18 protein-coding genes and 4 pseudogenes are annotated in these 21780 nt (G+C 33.5%); 12 read left to right on the forward strand and 10 right to left on the reverse strand.

Going from position 1 to position 21780, the window contains the following annotated elements:
• The first annotated feature begins 561 nt into the window (after positions 1 to 561).
• Positions 562 to 759 carry a hypothetical protein gene (locus tag RE409_RS30325; protein ID WP_309559690.1) on the forward strand — a complete coding sequence of 66 codons (198 nt, stop codon included), beginning with the start codon at positions 562 to 564 and terminating at the stop codon, positions 757 to 759.
• Entirely contained in the window at positions 756 to 2054 is a 1299-nt protein-coding gene (locus RE409_RS30330) for a hypothetical protein (RefSeq protein ID WP_309559691.1), read from the forward strand. Before RE409_RS30325 ends, RE409_RS30330 begins: the two co-directional genes overlap by 4 nt.
• 182 nt (positions 2055 to 2236) lie before the next feature.
• Here the strand turns inward: RE409_RS30330 and RE409_RS30335 are convergent, their stop codons facing one another.
• Both RE409_RS30335 and RE409_RS30340 read right to left on the reverse strand, forming a co-directional pair.
• On the reverse strand, positions 2237 to 2371 hold the full coding sequence (locus RE409_RS30335; RefSeq protein ID WP_309559658.1) for a hypothetical protein: 135 nt from the start codon (positions 2369 to 2371) through the stop codon (positions 2237 to 2239).
• Between the two features lie 17 nt (positions 2372 to 2388).
• Complete coding sequence (locus RE409_RS30340; protein WP_309559659.1) at positions 2389 to 2757, reverse strand: hypothetical protein; 369 nt, start codon at positions 2755 to 2757, stop codon at positions 2389 to 2391.
• 91 nt (positions 2758 to 2848) lie between these two features.
• Between RE409_RS30340 and RE409_RS30345 the strand changes: the two genes are divergently transcribed.
• The gene (locus tag RE409_RS30345; RefSeq protein ID WP_309559660.1) at positions 2849 to 3397 is read left to right on the forward strand and encodes a hypothetical protein; all 549 of its coding nucleotides are present in this window, start codon (positions 2849 to 2851) and stop codon (positions 3395 to 3397) included.
• A gap of 433 nt (positions 3398 to 3830) precedes the next feature.
• Here the strand turns inward: RE409_RS30345 and RE409_RS30350 are convergent, their stop codons facing one another.
• Positions 3831 to 4430, reverse strand: a complete 600-nt coding sequence (locus RE409_RS30350; protein WP_309559661.1) for a DUF3967 domain-containing protein — start codon at positions 4428 to 4430, stop codon at positions 3831 to 3833.
• A 476-nt stretch (positions 4431 to 4906) separates the two neighbouring features.
• On the opposite strand from RE409_RS30350, the pseudogene RE409_RS30355 reads away from it, so the two are divergent.
• Positions 4907 to 5410, forward strand: a pseudogene (locus RE409_RS30355) (hypothetical protein); the annotation flags it as partial.
• Between the two features lie 253 nt (positions 5411 to 5663).
• Positions 5664 to 6196 (forward strand): annotated as a pseudogene (locus RE409_RS30360) (tyrosine-type recombinase/integrase).
• Positions 6197 to 6442: 246 nt separating this feature from the next.
• Here RE409_RS30360 and RE409_RS30365 read toward each other — a convergent pair.
• Positions 6443 to 6634 carry a hypothetical protein gene (locus tag RE409_RS30365; protein WP_309559662.1) on the reverse strand — a complete coding sequence of 64 codons (192 nt, stop codon included), beginning with the start codon at positions 6632 to 6634 and terminating at the stop codon, positions 6443 to 6445.
• Between the two features lie 263 nt (positions 6635 to 6897).
• Here RE409_RS30365 and RE409_RS30370 point away from each other — a divergent pair, with 263 nt between their 5' ends.
• From RE409_RS30370 to RE409_RS30390, 5 genes are all read left to right on the forward strand, one after another.
• Complete coding sequence (locus RE409_RS30370) at positions 6898 to 7353, forward strand: MarR family transcriptional regulator (protein WP_309559663.1); 456 nt, start codon at positions 6898 to 6900, stop codon at positions 7351 to 7353.
• Between the two features lie 1483 nt (positions 7354 to 8836).
• Positions 8837 to 9004, forward strand: coding sequence for a hypothetical protein (locus tag RE409_RS30375; protein ID WP_309559664.1), 168 nt, complete (start codon positions 8837 to 8839; stop codon positions 9002 to 9004).
• Positions 9005 to 9546: 542 nt separating this feature from the next.
• Positions 9547 to 10116 carry a recombinase family protein gene (locus RE409_RS30380; RefSeq protein WP_054400695.1) on the forward strand — a complete coding sequence of 190 codons (570 nt, stop codon included), beginning with the start codon at positions 9547 to 9549 and terminating at the stop codon, positions 10114 to 10116.
• Positions 10117 to 10218: 102 nt separating this feature from the next.
• Complete coding sequence (locus RE409_RS30385; protein ID WP_309559665.1) at positions 10219 to 10992, forward strand: GNAT family N-acetyltransferase; 774 nt, start codon at positions 10219 to 10221, stop codon at positions 10990 to 10992.
• A gap of 134 nt (positions 10993 to 11126) precedes the next feature.
• Entirely contained in the window at positions 11127 to 11672 is a 546-nt protein-coding gene (locus RE409_RS30390) for a GrpB family protein (RefSeq protein ID WP_201182651.1), read from the forward strand.
• A 256-nt stretch (positions 11673 to 11928) separates the two neighbouring features.
• Here RE409_RS30390 and RE409_RS30395 read toward each other — a convergent pair whose 3' ends face one another.
• Positions 11929 to 12030 (reverse strand): YjcZ family sporulation protein, encoded by a 102-nt coding sequence (locus tag RE409_RS30395; protein WP_309559666.1) that lies wholly within the window; start codon positions 12028 to 12030, stop codon positions 11929 to 11931.
• Between the two features lie 675 nt (positions 12031 to 12705).
• A pseudogene (locus RE409_RS30870) lies at positions 12706 to 12783 on the reverse strand (YjcZ family sporulation protein); the annotation flags it as partial.
• Positions 12784 to 13185: 402 nt separating this feature from the next.
• On the opposite strand from RE409_RS30870, the pseudogene RE409_RS30405 reads away from it, so the two are divergent.
• Positions 13186 to 13789: pseudogene (locus tag RE409_RS30405) on the forward strand (recombinase family protein).
• A 249-nt stretch (positions 13790 to 14038) separates the two neighbouring features.
• Positions 14039 to 16645, forward strand: a complete 2607-nt coding sequence (locus RE409_RS30410) for a DEAD/DEAH box helicase family protein (protein WP_309559668.1) — start codon at positions 14039 to 14041, stop codon at positions 16643 to 16645.
• Between the two features lie 193 nt (positions 16646 to 16838).
• Here the strand turns inward: RE409_RS30410 and RE409_RS30415 are convergent, their stop codons facing one another.
• The 4 genes from RE409_RS30415 to RE409_RS30430 form a co-directional block, all read right to left on the reverse strand.
• A complete protein-coding gene (locus RE409_RS30415) occupies positions 16839 to 17579 on the reverse strand; it encodes a phospholipase D-like domain-containing protein (protein ID WP_309559669.1) in 741 nt (246 codons plus the stop codon).
• A gap of 299 nt (positions 17580 to 17878) precedes the next feature.
• Entirely contained in the window at positions 17879 to 19867 is a 1989-nt protein-coding gene (locus tag RE409_RS30420; protein ID WP_309559670.1) for a DUF3732 domain-containing protein, read from the reverse strand.
• 2 nt (positions 19868 to 19869) lie between these two features.
• The gene (locus RE409_RS30425; protein WP_309559671.1) at positions 19870 to 20352 is read right to left on the reverse strand and encodes a three component ABC system middle component; all 483 of its coding nucleotides are present in this window, start codon (positions 20350 to 20352) and stop codon (positions 19870 to 19872) included.
• 11 nt (positions 20353 to 20363) lie between these two features.
• The gene (locus RE409_RS30430; protein WP_309559672.1) at positions 20364 to 21566 is read right to left on the reverse strand and encodes an ABC-three component system protein; all 1203 of its coding nucleotides are present in this window, start codon (positions 21564 to 21566) and stop codon (positions 20364 to 20366) included.
• Positions 21567 to 21780 lie beyond the last annotated feature (214 nt).

A 21780-nucleotide genomic window follows, 5' to 3' on the forward strand; every position in this document is an offset into this window, starting at 1 on the left:
TAATATGTGGGGAGGTTCCCCACGCCCCTTTACCGCTCGCCACTAGGCAGCTTCAAAACGGGGTTTTGAAGGGCATGAAAGCTTCTTTGGGATAGATAGCTTATCAACTCCTTAAATTCCTTCCCTACGGTCAGTCAGACATTTACCGTTGACAAGGCCATGTGTAGCCAATATACCAAGGAAAGAGGCCTACTGGTTTATTCCTATTGTTTACCCCCTTGTTTTGGGGTGTGAAGGCGGAGGCGGTCTTATTGGTGTATCTGTATAAAGATTAAAAAGAAACGTCAGGAGCGGAAGCACAGGCGGTTTGTCGGGTACGATAGGCAGAGTAAGCCGGATATCTGATTCCTCGTTTTGGGTATGTTCGGCTTGGCGATGGACACAAACCCGACAAAATTCGTAAGGCAAGGGTAAAGGGTGGAGATTTTTTGGAGTGGTTTTCTCTAAAAAATACTACCCGGCCCTTTCCTGAAGAATAGCCATTTTGTTTTGTAATGAAAACCGGGGTTTTATGGCCTGTCTTGAAAAAAGTGAAGCTTTCAAGCCATTAAGGGGGTTTATATGAGTCTAGAAAAATATTGCTTGTATTGTCAAAGAAGATTCCCCCAGGTTGAATATTTAAAGCCGATTTATAGTTGGACCAATGGGGAGCTGGAAGGCTATTTTTGTGAACGTCATTTTGATCAAGTTAAGGCTTTTAATATGAATCAGAAAGAAGCATATGAAAAATACAATAAAACAAAGGGGGAAAAAGGATGAAATTAAAATTTGAGGAATGGTTAGTTGAACAAGGAATAGATAAAGACTCTGAAGTAAATGAATTATTTATAGAAGGTATTACTTGTTATAAAGCTTCTGCATATAGAGCAGCACTATTATTTTCATTTCTAGGTTTTCAGACAATGATTAAACATAGAATTCTTAACTCCAAACCAGCAGAGAATTACGCAATTGGAGAGTGGGATCAGTTAAAAATTAATCTTCAAAATGATGATGTTTGGGACAAGAAAATAATTGAATCAATACAAAATAAGCAAAAACCAATTTTTAAGGTTAGTGAAGACCTAAGAGAGCAATATGTATTCTGGAAAAATCGAAGAAACGACTGCGCACATGCTAAAGGAAATACAATAAGTTATCCTCATGTAGAGAGTTTTTGGTTATTTCTTCAATCAAATTTACCTAAATTTGTTGTAAATGGCGGAAGAGAATTTATTTTACAAAGCATTAAAAATCATTTTGATCCTACTCGCACTCCTGTCGGAATAACTATAGACCCAATTATTTTAAAGATAAAAACTTCTATAGATATTGTTGATTATAAAGAATTCCTTCAAAAGTTAAAGGATTTCACTATAGATTATGATTTAATAAATAGCATTATTAATATGAATGATAATCTTGCAAATATGTGGCATAGCTTATTTCAACTTCCTGAAGTGTATTGTGATGTATTAGTCGACTTTCTGGTAAGTGATCCTCCGTTTTGTTTAGATATATTAAGAGTTAAACAACAAATGGTTCAATATTTCCATAGGAAATCCACTTTTATAAGAATGTTATGGAAAAAGGACTTTAATCGTGATTCAGATTACAAAGTATTTATTGGATTACTTAGGTATAACCTTATTCCAAAAGATCAGATAAGCGAAGCGTATAAACATGTGTTAGAAAATATTAGTACACAGTATTTTGACGAGGATTCTTCATGGTTGTATGGTGAAGACGGTATTATTAATGAAAATGAAAAGATGGTTTTATTAGATAGAGGGTTCTTCGGCGAGTTTGAAAAAATTGCATTCGAACAGAAAAAAGTTGTTTATGATTTTAATTGGGGAAATCTGAATAAAGAATTATTTGTTTACTACATAAGACATTTTGGATTAAATAAAAGATTTGTAGAATCAATTAATGACGCTTTATATAGGGCGAATCCTCCTTTCAAACTAAGAGATGAACTAAAGCTTTTTTATAAAAATGAACCAGTTTATCTAGAGAAACATCGTGAAATTAGCGATGAATTTGGATTTTTAATGCCTGAATATTTTCGGTAATAAATTTACCTAATATCGGAAATTAACCTCGTTAGAATATAGATTAGAAAAACCCCGGTGACTAGGCCGGGAATGGGTTTTACCTGGTGAATGTTTTATAATTAGGGTATGACTTACTAGACATTGTTGGTCATACTCTTTTTTTATTTGGGCATAGAAAAAGAGCTTATAAACTTCATTGTTCACTTTCCGAAAAGTCGAGCAATGAAGCCTTTTTTTTCTGTTTTTTCCGCTTCTCTTTCTGCTTTAATAGTTTCTATTTCCTCTTTAGCAGCAGCCAATTCTTTTTTAGTGGATTCCACTTCTTCATTTGCCATTAATAAAAGCTGTTCTTCTATATGTTCAGCTTTTTTACCACAGCAGCGGATACTTCAGCGACTATTTTATCTAACCGTTCATTAAACCTTTTATCTCGTTCTTCTTCATATTTAGATTTTTCGTTTAGACGTTCCACTAAAACGCGGATCAGTTCGGATTGTTTTTCTATGGTTTTGTCTTGCTGGTCCATTCTATCCATTATATCTTGTTCAAAACGCGTTATATCAAAGGGTAGGATTGTATCGGAAGGGATTATACCTTTACTTTTATATATTGCTACAATCGACTTTGCAGCCGCTTCGAGAGTTATGCCAGGGCGGTTTCGTTGCTTTATAAGTTCTTTGAACATCATAATGTTTGAATCGGTATAGTTACGTGAACGCAATTAAAAAAGTAGTATTCTTGGATATATTTATATTAATATTGTATTTTTTTCATAAAATGGTAGAATAGTTCCGGGAAGGAAGTTGAAAAAAATGAAAAAATTAGCAATATTACCACTTATAGCAGTTTTATCTTTGAGTATCTTTTCTGGAAATAAAGCAGAAGCCGCAATTAACAATAAACCTGGAGATATTATTGTAACCAAAAGTACTGCCGGTAGTGGAATTGTAGGACATAGTGGTATATATATTGATACTACACATATTCTTCATACTTCAGGTCGGAAAAATGAACCATATCCTAGAATCGATACAGAAAGTGAATGGCATGCTAGATATGCTCAATCTAAAGTTGTTAGACCGGACTCAAGTACAATAGGATCTAAGGCTGCAGAGAAAGCTAAATACTATTTTAAAGGTAAAACAATACCTTATAAAATTACTTCGAATCCAACAAATATTACAAATATATATTGTAGTGAATTAGTTTGGTATTCTTACTATAAGGCAGGTAAAACATTTAAAACTCGTAATAGTTCTGGCAACTTTTATCAACCAACAGACTTAGTTACACCGTACAACTTTATTGATTCAGCTAATGTTGATTATAATAATTTTTCGTTTATAGATAATACTTGGTAACAAAGATTATTTCATTTAAAAGGCACTTTTCTAACATAGGAGAGTGCTTTTTTTTGTTAAGATAAAGGACCTTTTCCTATTATATTGGTATAAAGTTAATTTTAGAAAGAAGGTGTTTTTTTGTTATCGCTACTCGATCTAATCTATCTCCATTTGTATATAAATACCTCTTGGTGAAGTGAGTCTATCAACTCCTTATCCTCCCTTCGGTCCGGTACCGTTGACAGACGCCAAATAGAAAAGGGTTCTTATCTAATTTTAGATAAGAACCCTTTTTCCATTTTACAGTAGTTTACATAAAGCACCTTACCGGAAGCTACTAAACATAGCAAAACCCTGATTTCGGCCAATTTTGGTCAAATTCAGGGTTTTGCTATGTTTGATAAATAACCACAAAATGGGTGTATAGTTTTTCTTGAAAAAATTTGATTATTCACTTTCCGATAAGTCGAGCAAAGAAACCCTTTTTTGGTTTATCTGGGTTAGTATCAGGGTTTTCGTTAGCAGCTGCTATTAACTTTTTCTGTTCCTTGGCTTCTTTAATTGCTTTTGTTAATTGATCATCACGCTCGACACTTCCCCTTTCAAACTTTTGAAGTTGTTCTACTAAGGCTTTATTAAAGTTTTCTTGATTCTCCAAGTGAGTCTTTATTTCTTGATTTTCTTCCCTAAGTACGGCTAATTCTTCACGCATGGCCTTCAATTCTTCCGCAATCATTTCGCCTGCTTTCTTTTCAGGTTCCGGCTTGAATGATTCTCCACCAGTAGCAAAATAATGTTCAATTTGCTTCATGGACCAATTTTGTTCGCGGTGAAGAGCTTGTATCTCTTTGAAGCGTTCTATTCCTTCACGCTTATAGACGTTATAGCCATTGCCGTTCTTTACGTGAGGGATATATTGACGCAGCTCCTTAAACCAGTTCCTAATGACGTTTGGGGTTTCATCTATAAAGCTTGCGACTTCTTTAACGGTAAAGCCTTTATCCAAGTTAATATCACACTTTTCCTCACCTTGGTTTTCACTTATATTCAAGTTTTCTACCACCTTTCTAATCTGGATCTAAACATGGGTAAGTTGGATTAATGGGATGGATAAGCAAATTTATAAAGGATTTTACCTATCATTAACAGCTAAGTATATATTAATTAATTATGAGCTTGGTTAAATCCTGCTATGAATCTAAGTATAAATGAAAAATCAAGGTTTTTCATAAGTAAAACTTGTTTATTAAAGTGATATATTGTTGAAGGGTTTGTGGGAATAATTGGTAATATAGTCTGGGTTAAATATGTGTATTTCGAACCTTAAAGAAAAAAATGAGTTCGACTATATTTAAATGGTATGCAATTTTTGAATAGGGAGTGGTTGAAGTGAAAACGATTTACAGTCTCATGTTTACTGTTGCTGTTACCTTCTTAGCGATTTTCTCCTTTTCTAATGTATCTTTTGCGGCCGAAAAAAAGATAAGTCAGTATGATTTAATTGATGGGAAACAGGCGAATGAGTATACGATTAAGTCGTTCGACTATTTAACTGTGGATGGAAAAGATGTGGATTCCCAGGCCAAAGTGAATATCAATTCCAACAAAGACATAAAAGTAACCATGGTTCTGCCTAAACAGAATAAAGAGGGCGATTGGTTGGCGTATGGATTTACGAGCAGGGAAACTTTGCAGGCATTTATTGAAAAAGATAAACAGAGACTTCAAAACAAAGTCAATATCATGGGCAGCGGTTCTTGTTGTACCGATTTCTATGAGTCTAAAAATAAAGGTGGACAGTATATTTATTGGAGAGACGGGTTTAAAAACTTGTCTTCCAGCTGGAATGACAGAATTTCCTCCTTAAGTACGGCGTCACCTTCTTCAAGCTATTCGACGACGCTGTGGGAGCATACTTCATCTCAAGGGTATGGCAGAGGAGTCTCCTTTAGACACTCTGATTGGTATGGTAAAACTGCTAATATGGCTTCGGATTGGGACAACAAGGCTTCGGCGATCGAAATCAAATAACGGGAGATTGCCAATGACCAGGTGAAGGGGTTTCAAAATCACTATTCTCTCATCGATTTAGAAAGAATGGGAGAATAGTGATCTTTTTAATGTACGATTATGTAAATTATCGTACATTCAAATCCTTGATTTCATTTACTTTTTTCTTTTTTTCTCTTTATACTGAAGAAAGAGAAAAAATCGTACATTCAAATCATTGGTACATAAGGGTTTTGAAGCCGGGTTTTTGAATGAAGAAGAAAGGGTGATGAAGATGACGCAACCAAAAGATGTGCAGCCGATTCGTAATCAGGAGCAGTTAGAAGATATGAAATGGGCGCTGAAGCGTCATTGTTCGGAGCGTGATTACATCCTGTTTGTCGTAGGGTGCGAGACCGGCCTGCGTGTCGGGGACCTACTCAAGCTGACCACGAAGCAGATCCTAGACCTTAAAGGCAAACAAAACAAGATTCTCCGGGTCAAGGAAGGTAAAACGCAAAAAATCCGCGATATCTATATCGCGAATTGCTTCCAGGAGGTCTATGAGTACGCCAAAAACGTCCAGAGTCCCTGTTTATTCCCCTCTAGGAAGGGAGAACGCCCCACATAACCCCTACTCAAGCCTACCGGCAATTAAATAAGGCTGCAGAGTTCGCTGGCGTGGAACATGTTGGCAACCATACCTTGCGAAAAACGTTTGGCTATTGGTTTTACAAGTCGACCAAAGATATTGCCATGTTGCAACGGATCCTACATCATTCTCATCCATCCGTTACCCTGCGTTATATCGCAAGAAGAAACGAATAACGTATTGAAACATTTTAGCGTTTTTCACTAAGAATACATTGGTGTATTGATCAGTTTACATGGAATCCATGAGATACTGTGTTAAAACTGTTGGTAGTTTTGTTCCATAATCCAACGTCTTTTCCGACGGACTGGGGATTTCTCTGTTCAAGGTTGGTTTACAGAGGAACGTAGTCATAATAGTGGACTGATAGAGGGTGTACATACACTCCAGAAAAAAAAGTATCCTGGATCAAGGATACTTTTTTATTTTTTAAATTGTATTACCGAGATAAATAATAGCAGGGAGATTATGATTACAATGCTGATTTGTAACCAATATTTATTACAGAAATATTGGAGGGCTGTCCCTATTGATGAAAATATTGTTGGGAATAAAGCAATTACAAAAGTTAAGGCAAAACCAATCCACCAAATATTTTGTTGTAAAAAAGCCATACTTTTCTCCTTTCTAATTAGCGTATTTATTTGATTGATTATGAGGGGGGGGGGGGCACTTCTTGTTTTACTACATCAATTGTATTACCCTTATATATATACAGCAACGGATAAAATAACAAAAAAAAACTTTAAACCATTGATATTGTTGAATTGTGTTCAAATTAAGCATTGAAAAAAGTTGTATTTTAACCACCCTGTAGTTGTATATTTTGCAATAAAATAGTAAAAAGTTGTGATATACACAACAAATGGAGGCCGATATGGTAAAAAGATTGAAAGATACGCAAAATTATTGGGGAGCGTTAGTTTTGGATTGGTTTACTCATTTACAAGATAATGAACTAAGTGGTTCAGACTATAAGGTTCTGTTTTTCCTCTGTGAAAAAATGCAGGCCAGCGATAACTCAATATATTTACGGCAGAAGCAGATTGCTCAAGAGTTAAGCATGGACAAAGGAAATGTCTCAAAATGTATTAAAATGCTATCTGAAAAACAATTTATTGTTAAAAAGCCGAATGGCTTCATGATAAATCCTAATCTTTTTTATGTTGGTAAGCGTTCGCGGGAACTTAGAGAAATGATTAGGCTGGAATTTTATAAATTACTTATAGCCCAGGAAAAAACTCCGCGTTTTTATCTACATGAAGACGAACATATTCTTGAAGTTACTGATCTTGAAAGGCAGCAATTAGACGAAACTGAGGGTATGTTTTAATGTAGAAGAATCATGCGTTTGTATAAGCTTGACGAAGAATTAATTTACAAAATGCACCTTTTGTAAGGAGTGGCGAAGAAACATACAGGCGAAAGTGTAAGAAACAACATCGCTAAGTTTCGTCGAAAAAAACAATAAAAAAAAGTGAAATGAAAGAGAGGGTTTCCTTCTCTTTTTTTATAATATTCAATAAAATAGGGGGACGTAAAGGGGACATTGATTAACATTTAGTGATATCACTAAACACCTGCTTTTTTAATAAAAATGTAAGACCCACATCAGCCCACCTATATCAATCAGGATCCCCGCGTCAGCCCACCTGAAAGAAATTAACGATATCACAAAAAACACTAGGATTTGCCTAGGATATCACCCTTGGTGATATCAGTTTTTCCTTATGCTCTTCCTACCAATACCTTTAAGTTATGAGACTTTAACCTACCTATAGGTTTCTTATTCTTTCTACATCAATGTGATAAATAGATAAAGAGTTTGATGACAAATACTACATAGGAAAAGAACCATGCAGAAAGTGTCCGAAAACAGAAGTCGTGCGGCATACAGAGTAGGACACGCTAATTATTGGTGGTTTTCCTTGTCAAGTTCTTGATCCCTTCAAAAAATGAGCTTATGATTTATCTCGCTAAGAAAGTGTCTGAAACCTACTAATAAGATGTTTAAGGGCTGAAAATGACTGAAAATTTGGGAGGAGGTGCCGATATTCAGCCCTCTAATAGTGAACAAGTTGATTGAAGGTTTTCAAATGATGGATTATCTTTACAAATATAAGGGTTCGTAAATGGAAAATACTTTAATTCGTATTTGCCGAAAGAAAAAATCCCGCTACAATTAGAAGGGAGAGGAAAAGGATTTGAAAGGATGTGATAAACAAAAAATGCTACTAATTGGAGTTGATGGACATTGGATGGTGTAGGGGGCTTAGTTGAGAATGCCCTATCTACGGTATTAGAAGTATATGTTCATCACAGTTCACCGTAGGTGAACCAGTATTTATTCCGTTTCCCTCTAAAAATTTTGTGGTGGGCTGGCCATAACTCGCCTGAAGAAGGGCAAAAAAATAAGCAGGGTTAAATTTTTATTTAATGAACTACCATACTAAATTGGTTTAGGGCCTATACAGCTAGGTTTGGTCGAAGTGGTCAAAAATCAAGGTTCAAATTAATTGAAATTTAATGAGAGATTAATATAAATCGGCAGTTTCCTCCCTATTGCTAAATATATTAATCGATTTATAGTTTGACAAAATTAAAAGCCAATCAAAACAAACACAATATATAGTAGTTAAAATATTTAATATGACACTATACGTTGATTTATTGAGCTTTCCTGTGTACACTTAAATAGATCTGGTGGTTAGTTTTACTTCTGTTCCAGAAACTGGATTTAAAGATATAATAGAGAAGTAGCAACCTAGAATACGTTTTTGGTGATTGTCCCTTGCTAGAAGGGAGGGACTAATCGAATGAAAATATTGGAATTATTAGTGTTAGCTTCCGATTTAATAATTGCTTTTAAAGAGTTTAAAGAGTTATTAAGCTTCATACCATTAGATTCGGATTTTAAGCTACCATTGATTATCATTTTCGGATATTCAAATCCTTCGAAAAGCCAAAAAAAAACAGCTATCTAATCGTCACATTAGATAACTGTCAATACATTTGTTCTACCGAGAACATTTTAATCAAGGAAACAGACATCAAAAACTACATCATGAAAATTTTGAATCGGGTGCGCCAACACCTGATTCTTTTTTTTGCTTTATAGTCCATCCACTTAGAAGTAACGTTAATGTTAATGTTAATGTTTATCTTAATCCAAGTGTAGCTTAAAATTCAAAAGTTCACAAGGAGTGAACATCATAAAAGTTATAATAATTCAGTATTCCCCAAATTGAACTAGACAACCATCTGCAGTTGCTGTAGGCATATTAATTCCACGAAAGGTAGTCAGGGATTTCCCTTACCCCATTTCCAGTATAAAAATTTTGACGGGGGGTGGCCATAACTCGGCCAAGGGAAGTGGTATAACAGTCTAAAACTTATAAGTTCTAGAGACTAGAAAAAACACTTCAATTCGCCCTCAAAATAACCCTTCAAAATGTCCAGAAGTTAGTCTAAAATAAAATTACAGAAGTTAATAAACTTTTAGACAAATGAAAAGAGGTTATACATAATGGCTATTATAGGATACGGACGTGTAAGCACCATTGATCAATCATTAGATTTACAGGAAGAGAAGTTAAAGGAATATGGCTGTGAGAAGATATTCATGGAGAAACAAAGTGGTGCTAAAAGTAATCGTGAGGAACTGATTAAGGCGTTGGACTATTTAAGGGAAGGTGACAAGCTGGTTGTTTACAAAATAGACAGACTAGCTAGGAGTACATTTGATTTACAAAAGATTGCTAAGGATTTAGAAGAACGTGGAATAGCTTTAGTATTCATCAAAGAACAGATTGATTTTAGTACACCATCAGGAAAGCTAATGTTTACTATGCTGGGGGCTATTGCTGAGTTTGAACGTGATCTAATTAAAGATAGAACCACTGAGGGACGTAAAAGGGCTAAGGCACAGGGGAAACATATGGGACGTAAAGGGAAGGACGAGAAGGACGTTAAGAAGGCGTTAAAGCTGTATGATGAAAGAGAATCTAATGGTTTAAGCGTTAATGATATAGCTAAAATGACTGGCGTTCCACGTTCCACTATTTACGCTAAAGTGAAAGAGATGACTAGCAAATAGCTAATCGTCTTTTTTCTTAATGAACTAAAGGGGCAGGTTAGTGGAAGAAGGAAAGTACGACATGTATGATGAATAATCAAAAAACAAAGGGGGAATCAGTGTATGAATAATGAATTTAAAAAGGCCATGAATTTACTGGAAAATAAGGATAAAGAAACTTATCCTACATTTGCTTACTCTGTATTAAATAATTATATTCCTGGACAGGTCTATATGGATGAATTGAAGAAAACAGTTTTAATTGGAACTGATTCAGGTATTTTTGTTATTGGTGGAGACGAAATGAACAATGGTTTTGACAGCATATTTTTAGAAATTTATAGAAGCAGAAAAAATGATAAAAAGCGATTCACTTTGTTTTCTCCATCAAAAGAATGGGATCAAGTTATAAATAAGTTGTTTGAAAAAGAGTTAAGACAAATGCATAGATATTCTTTTCATTTTAATAAGGATACATACTCAACAATAAAAAAAGAAAAACTCCCTAAAGATTTTAAAGTAAAGAGAATAGATGAAAAAATAATTACTGATAGTCTAGAATTTAATGAATCTTATTATAATGAATATTGGGGTTCAGTATCAAATTTTCTTGAGAATGGTTTTGGGTATTGTTTGGTACATAATGATACCGTTGTAAGTGAGTGTACATCTATATTTAGTTCATCACAATTTGCTGAAATTGATATTGCAACTCAAAATAAGTATAGAGGAATGGGCTTAGCTCAAAATGTTGCAGAAATATTCATTGAACATTGTATTGAAAGAAATTTGAAACCCAACTGGGATTGTGATGTTAACAATTTTGCGTCGATAAAGCTGGCTGAAAGATTAGGATTCGAAAATCCAATAGAATACTCATTATTCGTTAGAAGGTAAAAAGTTCTTATTTCGCTAACGGGTGCGTTAGCTGAAGATCGGAGCTGTCTTTAAGGCAGCGCAGGTTTGTAAAAGAATGCAGGTACAAAGATTTTTCTGAATCTGAAAAAATTAAAATCTTGAGGGAGAGTAAAATGAAAGATATTCATGATGAAAGCACATGGCCCGTTTGGGCTAATGAGACAATAGACATTGTCGAACCAAATCCCAAGTGGGTAGAAAAAGGTAATCAGGAAAAAGCACTTCTTCTTAATCTTCTTTCAACTTTCGGCATAACGGAAATTCAACATTATGGAAGTACATCTATTCCAAATTTACCAGCTAAACCAATCATTGATTTAATGGCTAAAATTGATTCATTTCAAAAAATAAAAGAAATATCTTCATTGTTAGCTAATCACGACTGGAATTATGTACCACCTAACTTAGACAATCGACCTTGGCAAAGGTTTTTTGTGAAAGTAATTAACGACAAACGAGTAGTACATTTACATATTTTACTTGAGGGAGAAGAACGGTGGGATAATCAGCTACTTTTTCGTGATTTATTACGGACTAATCAGCAGTTTATTGATGAATACGCTATTCTTAAAAGAAATTTAGCAAAAAAATATAGCAATGATCGTGAAGCGTACACTAAAGCAAAAACAGAATTTATTAATTATGTTCTTAAATCTTAGTTGTGAACTAATATAAGTTTGTGAAGAAATGTACTTAAACTAACGGGTGCGTTAGTTCAATAAGATATGAGATCCTTGAAGATCCTAAGCGAAGGAAATTCGGGGCTTTATTTTTTCATAAAATGTATTATCATAGTTTTTCGCGTTTTGCGGTCTGGACCATAATTAGAGTGTTCAAAATAGCTATCATTCCCCAGAAATAGGAATCAAATTTGAAGAAGCCGACCAATAAAGGTCGGCTTTTTTCATACTATTTTTAGCAGCAGCCTCCACCAACAAAGCTAGCTCCAACAATGATTAAGAGTATAAACAAAACGACTATAAATGCGAAACCTCCACCAAATCCAATACCGTCCATACTGAAACCTCTCCTTATTTGTTTTTAAGGAGGAACTTAATTAAATGGGTTATATTACGTTATGCTCTAATTAGGAAAATGACACAATAGTCGGGTGGGTTAGTTCTATAAGAAGAAGTAAAAAAAGTCGATTCCTTAACGTAGAGGAGATCGACATTTTCAGGTTGGAACTCTCTTAGCGTATAAAATTTCAGAAATGGGCGGTATAGCATTGTTGCTACCGTTCGTAAAAATACACTTTTACGAACTTTTTTTGATTGTTACTTCTTTAAAATAGCCTCTGTTAAACAATGCTTTTAATTTACTCGAAATCAAAAAAACAGCAAAAAACCCAACAATTAAGCTGGGAATGAATTTTAACTGGTGAGTTGTTTAATTAGAATATGGCTTCACGCCTTTTATGTGTTTCTGTTTTTTTATATTTTTTTCACATTTTGTCGTCTGGACCAAAATTAGAGTGTTCAAAATAGCTATAATTCCCCAGAAATAGGAATCAAATTTGAAGAAGCCGACCAATAAAGGTCGGCTTTTTTCATACTATTTTTAGCAGCCGCCGCCGTATCCACCGCCGCCGTAACCACCGCCGCCGTAACCACCGCCGCCGTATCCACCGCCGCCGTAACCACCGCCACCGTAACCACCGCCGCCGTATCCACCGCCACCGTAACCACCGCCGCCACCAACAAAGCTAGCTCCAACAATGATTAAGAGTATAAACAAAACGACTATAAATGCGAAACCTCCACCAAATCCAAAACCTTCGTCTCTACATTCGTCTCTACATTCGTCTCTACATTCACGACCTGACATACTGAAACATCTCCTTATTTGTTCTTAAGGAGGAAATACAATTAAATGGGTTATCTCACTTTATGCTCTACTTAGGAAAATGACACAATAGTCTCCATCTCTGTTCATAGGATAAAATTTGGAGGTACCTCTTATTTAGCGTATAAAATTTCCGAAATGGGCGGTATATCATTGTTGATATCGTTCGTAAAAGTAGACTTTTACGAACGGTTTTTTTTTATGCAAAATCATCTTATTTTAACGTTCGTTAAAGATAAAAAACACTTTATGAACGTTCGTGATATTACACACACTTTTACGAACGGTTTTGATGGAATAAGAGAAAAGTAGAAGAAGGAGTAAAAAATGAATATTCGTAATTTTGGATACATACGAGTCAGCAGCAAAGATTAAAATGAAGAGCGACAACTTCAGGCAATGAAAAAACGGGGCTTGATGAACGAGATATCTTTATGGATAAACAGAGTGGGAAAAATTTTGACCGAGAACAATATCAACTATTAAAACGGATGATCCGAAAAGGGGATGTCCTATATATTCATTCACTTGATCGTTTTGGACGAAACAAGGAAGAGATTCTAAAAGAATGGAATGACATCACGAAAAATATCCAAGCAGATATCGTTGTGATGGATATGCCATTGTTGGATACAACTCAATTTAAGGATAGTTTAGGGACTTTCATTGCAATCTAGTTTTACAAATCCTTTCTTGGATGGCAGAAGAGGAACGGGACCGTATTCGAAAAAGGCAGCGTGAAGGAATTGATGTGGCTTTGCAAACAGGAATAAAATTTGGTCGGCCAAAGGCTCATATTACCAAGGAGTTTGTACAAGCTTACCATCGATGGAAATCGACGGAAATAACAGCTGTGAAGGCTATGCAGGAAATTAACCTTAAAAAAACGACTTTTTATAAACTAGTCAGAGAGTATGAAAAATCCTTGTAATAATCTAAAAGTAAGTAGAAGAAACAGGAATTTTTTCATTGTTTTAGTCCCAATAATTGTAATCTTAGTTAGATTTTAATATGCATCTATTTTGACTATCCTTTTCTATTCTCTCTTTATTTATATCTACTATGTCATTTTCTAAATATTTTATTTTATTTTTTTATTAAACAATTCAAAACCCTACAAATCATAGTAATATTAGGATATATTGTCGAATAGTAAAAAGAAGACAGAATGGAGGCAGTTATGGTTTTTAAAATTAAAAAAAAGGACACTCTTATATTTGAATCTCCTCAAGAGATGTATCGAGATTATAAAAGAAGAACTATTAAGGGACCTCTAGATTATCAATCAAAAATGATTGATTTATACATGAATACGGCTTATGAGAAAAAGGATATAGCGTTTGAGTTACCAACTGGTAGTGGAAAAACCTTAATCGGCTTACTCATTGGGGAATATAGAAGGAGAAAAAATAAAGAGAAAGTAGTTTATATTTGTCCCACTAATCAATTGGTAAATCAGGTGGTTGAAAAAGCAAATTCCGTGTATGGTTTTAAAGTTCATGGCTTTACAGGAAGTAGAGCAGAATATGATCAGAAAGCTGTTTCTAGTTATACGAGAGCAGAAGGAATCGCTATTACAAACTATAGTAGCTTATTCAACACAAATTCTTTTTTTAATGATGCTGATGTTATTATTTTTGACGATGCACATAGTTCTGAAAATTATATCGCCAGTAACTGGAGTTTGAAAATTTCATTCTTTGAGTCTCGTGAATTGTTTTTATCTTTAGCGGAAGTCTTAAAAGATACTTTGGAAACTACTCAGTATAATCGGTTAGTAAATGAAAATTCTTCAGAAGCTAATTGGTATGATAAACTTCCAAATCTTAAAATGGCGGAAAAAATAGAAGAGTTGATGCCCCTGATTGAATCTCATGTTAAGGGCACAAAATTGAAGCACCCTTGGAATAATATTAAAAATCACTTACATGCATGTAATATGTTTTTTAGTAACACTGAAATATTAATAAGACCTTACATACCACCAACAATGACTCATGAGCCTTTTGCGAATGCTAAGCAAAGAATTTATATGTCGGCCACTTTAGGCGAAAGTGGTGAATTAGAACGTATTACTGGAGTAAGAAACATCCATAGACTTCCTATAGCAGATGAGTGGGGAGTAAAAAGTATTGGAAGAAGGTTTTTTGTTTTTCCTAATGCTTCCTTCAAGGTTAACCAATCTGTGGAAATTTTACTCAGTATAAAAAAGTTACAAAAAAGAGCCTTAATATTAGTCCAAGATGAGAGAAGAGTTCAGGCAGTAGAGAAAGTTATAAAAGAAAACTCAAAATCAGAGATCTATTTGAGTAAGGACATCGAAAAAACTAAGGAGGATTTTACAAATTCCGAAGATGGTATTGCTATCTTAGCAAACAGGTACGATGGTATTGATTTAGATGGTGAAAAATGTAACCTTCTTATGTTGCTAAGCTTACCTAATGCTACCCATCTTCAAGAAAAATTTATAACTAATCGTATGGCTGCCTCTGTTTTATTTAATGAAAGAATAAAAACAAGAATAGTACAAGCCATTGGACGATGTACGCGTTCAGATGTAGATTATGCTGCTGTAATAATATTTGGAACAGATTTAGAAAATGCTTTAATATCTCCAAAGAAAATAACACAGTTTCAACCTGAAATGAGAGCTGAATTAGAATTTGGTTATGATCAGTCAGAGAATCACGATAATATTGACGACTTATTAGATAATTTGAAATTGTTTTTTGAGCGTGGAGAAAAGTGGGAATCAGCAGAAGAAGCAATTATTAATTTAAGAGACGATATAATAGAGAGTGATGGAAAACACGAAGCAGATACTAATAACTTCCAAAATTTAAAGGCAGCTGCAATGCATGAAGTGGATTTTCAGTATGCATTGTGGAAAGAAGACTACGAAGATGCGATGAATAGTATTGATCAACTCTTAAGATATCTGAATGGACAGGAATTAACGGGATATCGAGGTTTTTGGTATTATATTGCTGGCTATGTTGCATTTCATATGTATAAATCTGGAACGAATGGTTATTATCAAGTTTCAAAAGATTTTTATAAAGCTGCTTCACAATGCACTAGCACTATAAACTGGTTCAACAAGCTTGTTGACCAAAAAGAGATTATTGGTGCGAATAGTGTAGAAGAAGGAGCGATTGACGTATTAGAGCGAATTGAACTCCAAATATTAAAAGATGGTGTTAAAAATCCTCACAAATTTGAGACACGGGTTGAAGGCATTCTGCAAAAACTTAGGAGTAATGATGGTAATGAATTTGAATCTGGACATATGGAATTAGGTAATCTTATAGGATATATCTCCGATAATGGTAAAGGAGATTCCGACCCCGATCCATGGTGGATTATCAATGATAAGTTTTGCATAGTTTCTGAGGACAAAATTTATAAAAAAGAAGAAAAAGGTATACCTACCAAACATATTAAACAAGCTCAAGGACATGAAGACTGGATACGTGCAAAGGTTGATATTTTAAGAAAAGATGCATTAATTCAAACCATTATACTTACAAACTCGAATCGTATTGAGAGTTCAGCCATCCCTTTTGCAAATAAGATTTATCATGTTAATAGGGATGAATTTGTGGGATGGGCGATTAAGGCTATAGAAGCACTCAGAAAAATGCGAAGAAGTTTTAGACAAGAAGGAGATATAATTTGGCGTCTTGAGGCTGAAAAAATTCTCAAGGAGCATCAGGCGTCCCCATCTGATTTTATAGAATTTATACAAAAGAAAAAGCTTGTTGAGCTCCCTGTAACCAATAAATGATTTAATAGCTTTGAAATAAAGTTTGATTAAAAATATGCGATAAGCATTGATTTAATAGCTTATCGCATACTAATCTTTTGAATAAAGATTGATTAAAACTACTACACTCACAAATACTCACATTTTGTTTTTAGAAAAAAGGTTGATAATTTCGAAAGCCTAATCTTCAAGAGCCGGCAATTGATGATAAATTTTAGTTTTTTACATATAACTTCATAAATTCATCTGCAAATTTTCTTACAAAGTCTCGGTCAAGTGCAGTAGCCAAAGTTTCATCATTGCCTCTAGCATTTTTACTCCAATTATAAGAACCATGCATTACAAATTCAAAGTCAATTATACAAAATTTATCATGAAGTCTATTTGATAAACGATTTCCTTTTAGCTGGACTTTCACAACTTCAAAATTACTTTCTAATTTTTCCATCAAATATCTATTTGAATCTTCATCTGATGTAATGATTCGTACATTTACTCCAGCACTTTTACTTAATAGTAACTCTTCAAATATCTCTTTATCTGTAAACCAAGCTACAGCAACCCATATCGTATATTTCGCATTTCGAATACCTTGAATTATTGTATTTTTTATTTCATCAAAAACAACATCATGCTCAATACCTTCTTCATTATCAAGTTCTACAGGTTTTGGCTTTATATTTAATCCTCCAAACTCATAGTTAGATGTTTCCATGTATACCATAGATGCCACATCTGCTAATTTAACCTTTAATTTTCTTGCTGTTTTTAACATAGGTATAGGTACTCTTAAATCTATATACTCCCAAAAATAGCCTGGTTTGTGTGCATAAGAACGTGTTTCATCATATGTAATTATGGAATTTCTTAAAATACCAAGTAAGTCATCTTTATCTTTATACTCATCATATTTTACTGTCTCTATCATTGTTTTCAAAAATTGTTGTTCGTTCATTTTATCCCCCTTAAATCTTTCATCTAACCTAATCTCTTAATTTCAGTACCGTACATAAGAAAAGCCTACACAATTATAATAAACGATCGAACTTTGTTATAAATGATCAAACTTTATTGTAAAGCTACAACAACACTTAAATATTTAATCAAGATAAACCAAATAACAGTACAGCCGTATTCCTTCGATTGGTGAAAATGATTTATAACATATGGTATTAAATATAGGAAACACCCAAAAAAGCATCTGATTTCTTTGCAGATGCTAAATTTAATAGGGGAATTTACTTTTTGTATATTTTATATCCATTCTTTTGGTATTAATGCCTCTTCACCACGCCACCGTTCCACCAAATGCACGTTTTTAATATTTTTCCAAGTTATTTCATCTGCATGCTCAATTACAATTATTTGTAAGTTGTTGTTTGTTCTATTAATCCCTAGAGAGAGTGCTGAGAAGATTTGATTAACCCTTTTAATATCATCAGAAAATCTTTTGGTAATATCCTCGTCTTTATTCTCATCATTATCCCCAGGCCATTGCTCAGGAAAGTAAACTTGACTTGGCTGATCGAAAACAATGAAGCTTGGTACAGCATTATCTTTAATTGAAATAAAATATTCGTGAAGCGACAATAAGGATGATATATGATAGCCCATCCAATTGGCACCACTACCAATTTCCCATAAAAAGTCCTCGCGTTTTCTCTCAGACGATATTTTTAAAGTAAGATTAGCAATATCGACTCTTACTAAACTCTCTGGATTTTCTACCCCTAAGATGCCTGTATAATGTGATATTATATTAGTGATTTTTGATAAGGCGTAATTCGTTTTTTGTTTTATTGACTCAGGGTCTATTTTTGATTGTATTTCTTTTATGCGTCCCTCTAAATTTTTTACATTAATATCCAATTCACTATCAGTACTGGTTAGATTTATATTCTCTAATGATTGTTCTAATTTACCAATAAACCTATATATTTCATTTTGCGTTTGTACAATTGACTGTACTTTATCCGACTTTTCTTCAAGCATACTTCTATGCCTACGAACATTGTTTAAGTTTTTCTCTAAAGTATTAATAAGTATTTTTATTTGTATGATTTCTTTATCTAAAACTTCATGTGAATCAATTATGTTATTAGTAGACTCCTGTAGTTCGTTGGAGGCTTCCTTTAATTTATTTATTTGATTATATGCCTTTTCACTTTGATTACCGCAGAAAGGGCAATCTGTCTTTTTATTTATCTTGTCTATAAACCAATCAATACCATCTAACCTTCTTTGTTTTGCTTGTAAGGTTTTATCAAATTCTTCTTCAGAAGATTTTAATTTTTCTAGTCTTAGCAGCTTTAATTTTTGATTTCTTAATTCATATGAGATCTCATACTCTTCATTTATTAGCACATTGAGCTCTTCTACTGCTCTTTCGGTATTCCCTACTTTTATAGTAAGTGTTTGATAAGATTTGATATTCTTTATAATAGAATTCAAATAATTTATATAAGTCGTTATTTCCCAATGTTGTGATGGGTTTGGGGCGTCGCTTAGTAGTCCAAATTCTATTGCCTTCGAATAAAATGATTTAATTTCTCCTAACCACGTATTGGCAGCCTTTTTTCTACTTAATAGTTCTTTTTGCTTTATTTTCAACTCTTTTTCTAACTCTCTTAATTCTTTTCTCAAAAACAAGGTTTCTTTATCAATTGCTCCTAGAATTAAGGGGAAAATATACTTAAGTTTCTCTTGATGCTCATATGTATCAGCTTTAAAAAATAAGGTATAAGGATTTGCGATTATATGTTGGGATTGAAAATTAAATGCTACCATATCTCTTACACTAGGCTTGTTTCCAAAAGACTGGGTTTCATCTTCTCCATTAAAATTTAAGGAAGGAAGACCCACAATATTATTTAAGCGAGTTTTTACAGCATTTAAATTACAATTTTTAAATGGTTTATCAATAATGGAAATAGTGTTTCCTTCTTGCATATACATCTCTGTACTTTGCAAATTTTCGCCAGGTTCTTTCCTAGCTAAAAGCATTTCCCGATTATCTATCTTTACGATTAGTCCAAACCAACTTGTTTTTTCTCTTATTACACCTGTGGGTATTGCACATTTCTCACTACCTAAACAATAATCTATAATTGATATTAGTGCTGATTTACCAGTTTGACTATTACCAGTTATAACGTTTATTTTATTATCTTCAAATTTTATTTTTCTGATTTCCTTTTCCTTATCTTTGGGCCATAAAATAATATATCTGATCTTTATATTCATATTTAAAACCTCACTTTTAGTATGGCTGCTAATTGAGAAATGTTTATAGTGGCAAACCAATATCCCAATCTTTTTGAAGTAGATAAAATGGTTTTTATTTCTTCATCAATTATTTGATATGGAGGAGTTCGTCGACTAGGTAACAATTGACTGGTATTTTCATCATATTTTAATAAACCAACTGAAAAACCTATATTTATTGCATTAAAGGTTTGTTCAGACATAGATTCCATCCGTTTTTGTAACCCTAAGTATAATGCTCTATCCTCAGAGATTGCACTATAGAACCCACCCTCCAAATTCTTTCTTGAAATCATTGTTGATACTTGTTTATTAAAAGCGAGAGGTAGTACAATCATTGTTATTGGCAATAAGGGCCCTTGTTTGTTTCCTGTTGCTTTATAATAATGAAGAACAAAACTCCACAATGCTAAACTGCCTAAGGCAGAATTTTGTACAATATCATGTTCCATTAAACGTTCCATCTCTATATCACCTATGACCTTTTTAGTTTTTTAATATAATCTGGATGCCATCCAACTTCCAACTCATCTGCTAACATGTGGTAACTTCCCCGTGTAAGATAGTAATTTTCAGTTGGTTGACCGGCTAATGCTTCCCTATGATCTAATGTGTCAATTAATATATCCCCACCATATTCTTCTCCTCGATATTTTTTTTCATCTTCATTGCGTGATCTCGAATACTTAAAATTGTATCTCTCATATATAAGCTTCCATCTTTCAACTAGACTTTCCTCGAATATTTCAAAATCTTCTTTCGTGATGTCCCCTTCCATAGATAACCTAGTTCTTTCGGTATTACATCTTAAAAAATCATCAATTGAATTAATTAACAGTTCATTATCTTCGTTTAATGATAATAGGTATAGTTGTCTAACAAACATTTTATGTAATTGTGCTTTACGTTCTATATCACTAATAGGCAATAGACTTTTTGAAGTTTCTTTAAAGGTTTTATCCTGAAACCGTGATATTACATTCCAATACTGTTTATCAAAAGCTCTACGTGAAATCCAGGCAGGCTTTCCTTCACGCCATAAGGTAATTACAGTAGTATGAATCCAACCTAATAGAGAATAGTAAATTTCATTAAAAGGGATATCTGTAGGTAAATGGAGAATGTCGCTCATTTTCTCTTTTAATTCTTCACCATGACTAGTAGCTAAACCATCTGTCAAAACCACTCTTTTTATTAATGCACCTAATTCTTCATCATCATATTCCAATACAGAGGTTACTATTTTTAATACCCCTTTAGGTACTGAGTCTTTTTTTGTCCGAATTTCTTTGATACAGGCTAAAACTTCATGTTCCGTATTTGATGTCCCAATTCTTTTTGCTAAACAATCTGATAAAACCTTATTAGTTACTAGGTGAAATTGTGCATAGTTAATATCAACTTCTTGTTTTTTTATTTCCTTCAACCATATATGTAATGTATTCCATAAATCTTTACTATGATCACCAAAAGGTATATTGCTAGAAATAGAGTGTTTATCTTGTTCATAAATGGAATGTTCTTTATTATTTTTTGCAAATTTAACCACATCATCGTTAGTCTCTATTCCAACGACTGCTCCTCTTTGACTATTAATTAACCAGAATAGGGCTCTCTCTGGTTGAAACAAATACCCAGCCATTTGCCCAGGTGCAGTATGTTGGCTTGAAATATTCAATCAAATTCCTCCTTACTTAACATAGTATTGATTTGATAGAACATCAGTTATATATAAACCAAAAAATAAATGTATGATAAGTTAAATATTACAAGATAATGTTAATTTAAACCATGTTTAATCATTGGTTTATAATAATTAATTAATATAACAATTTAAGGGCTACTAATCACTTAAAATACTTTATCTTTCATAAGTGTCTTCACTACATAAA

The organism is Peribacillus sp. R9-11, assembly GCF_031345095.1.
Lineage (GTDB): Bacteria > Bacillota > Bacilli > Bacillales > DSM-1321 > Peribacillus > Peribacillus butanolivorans.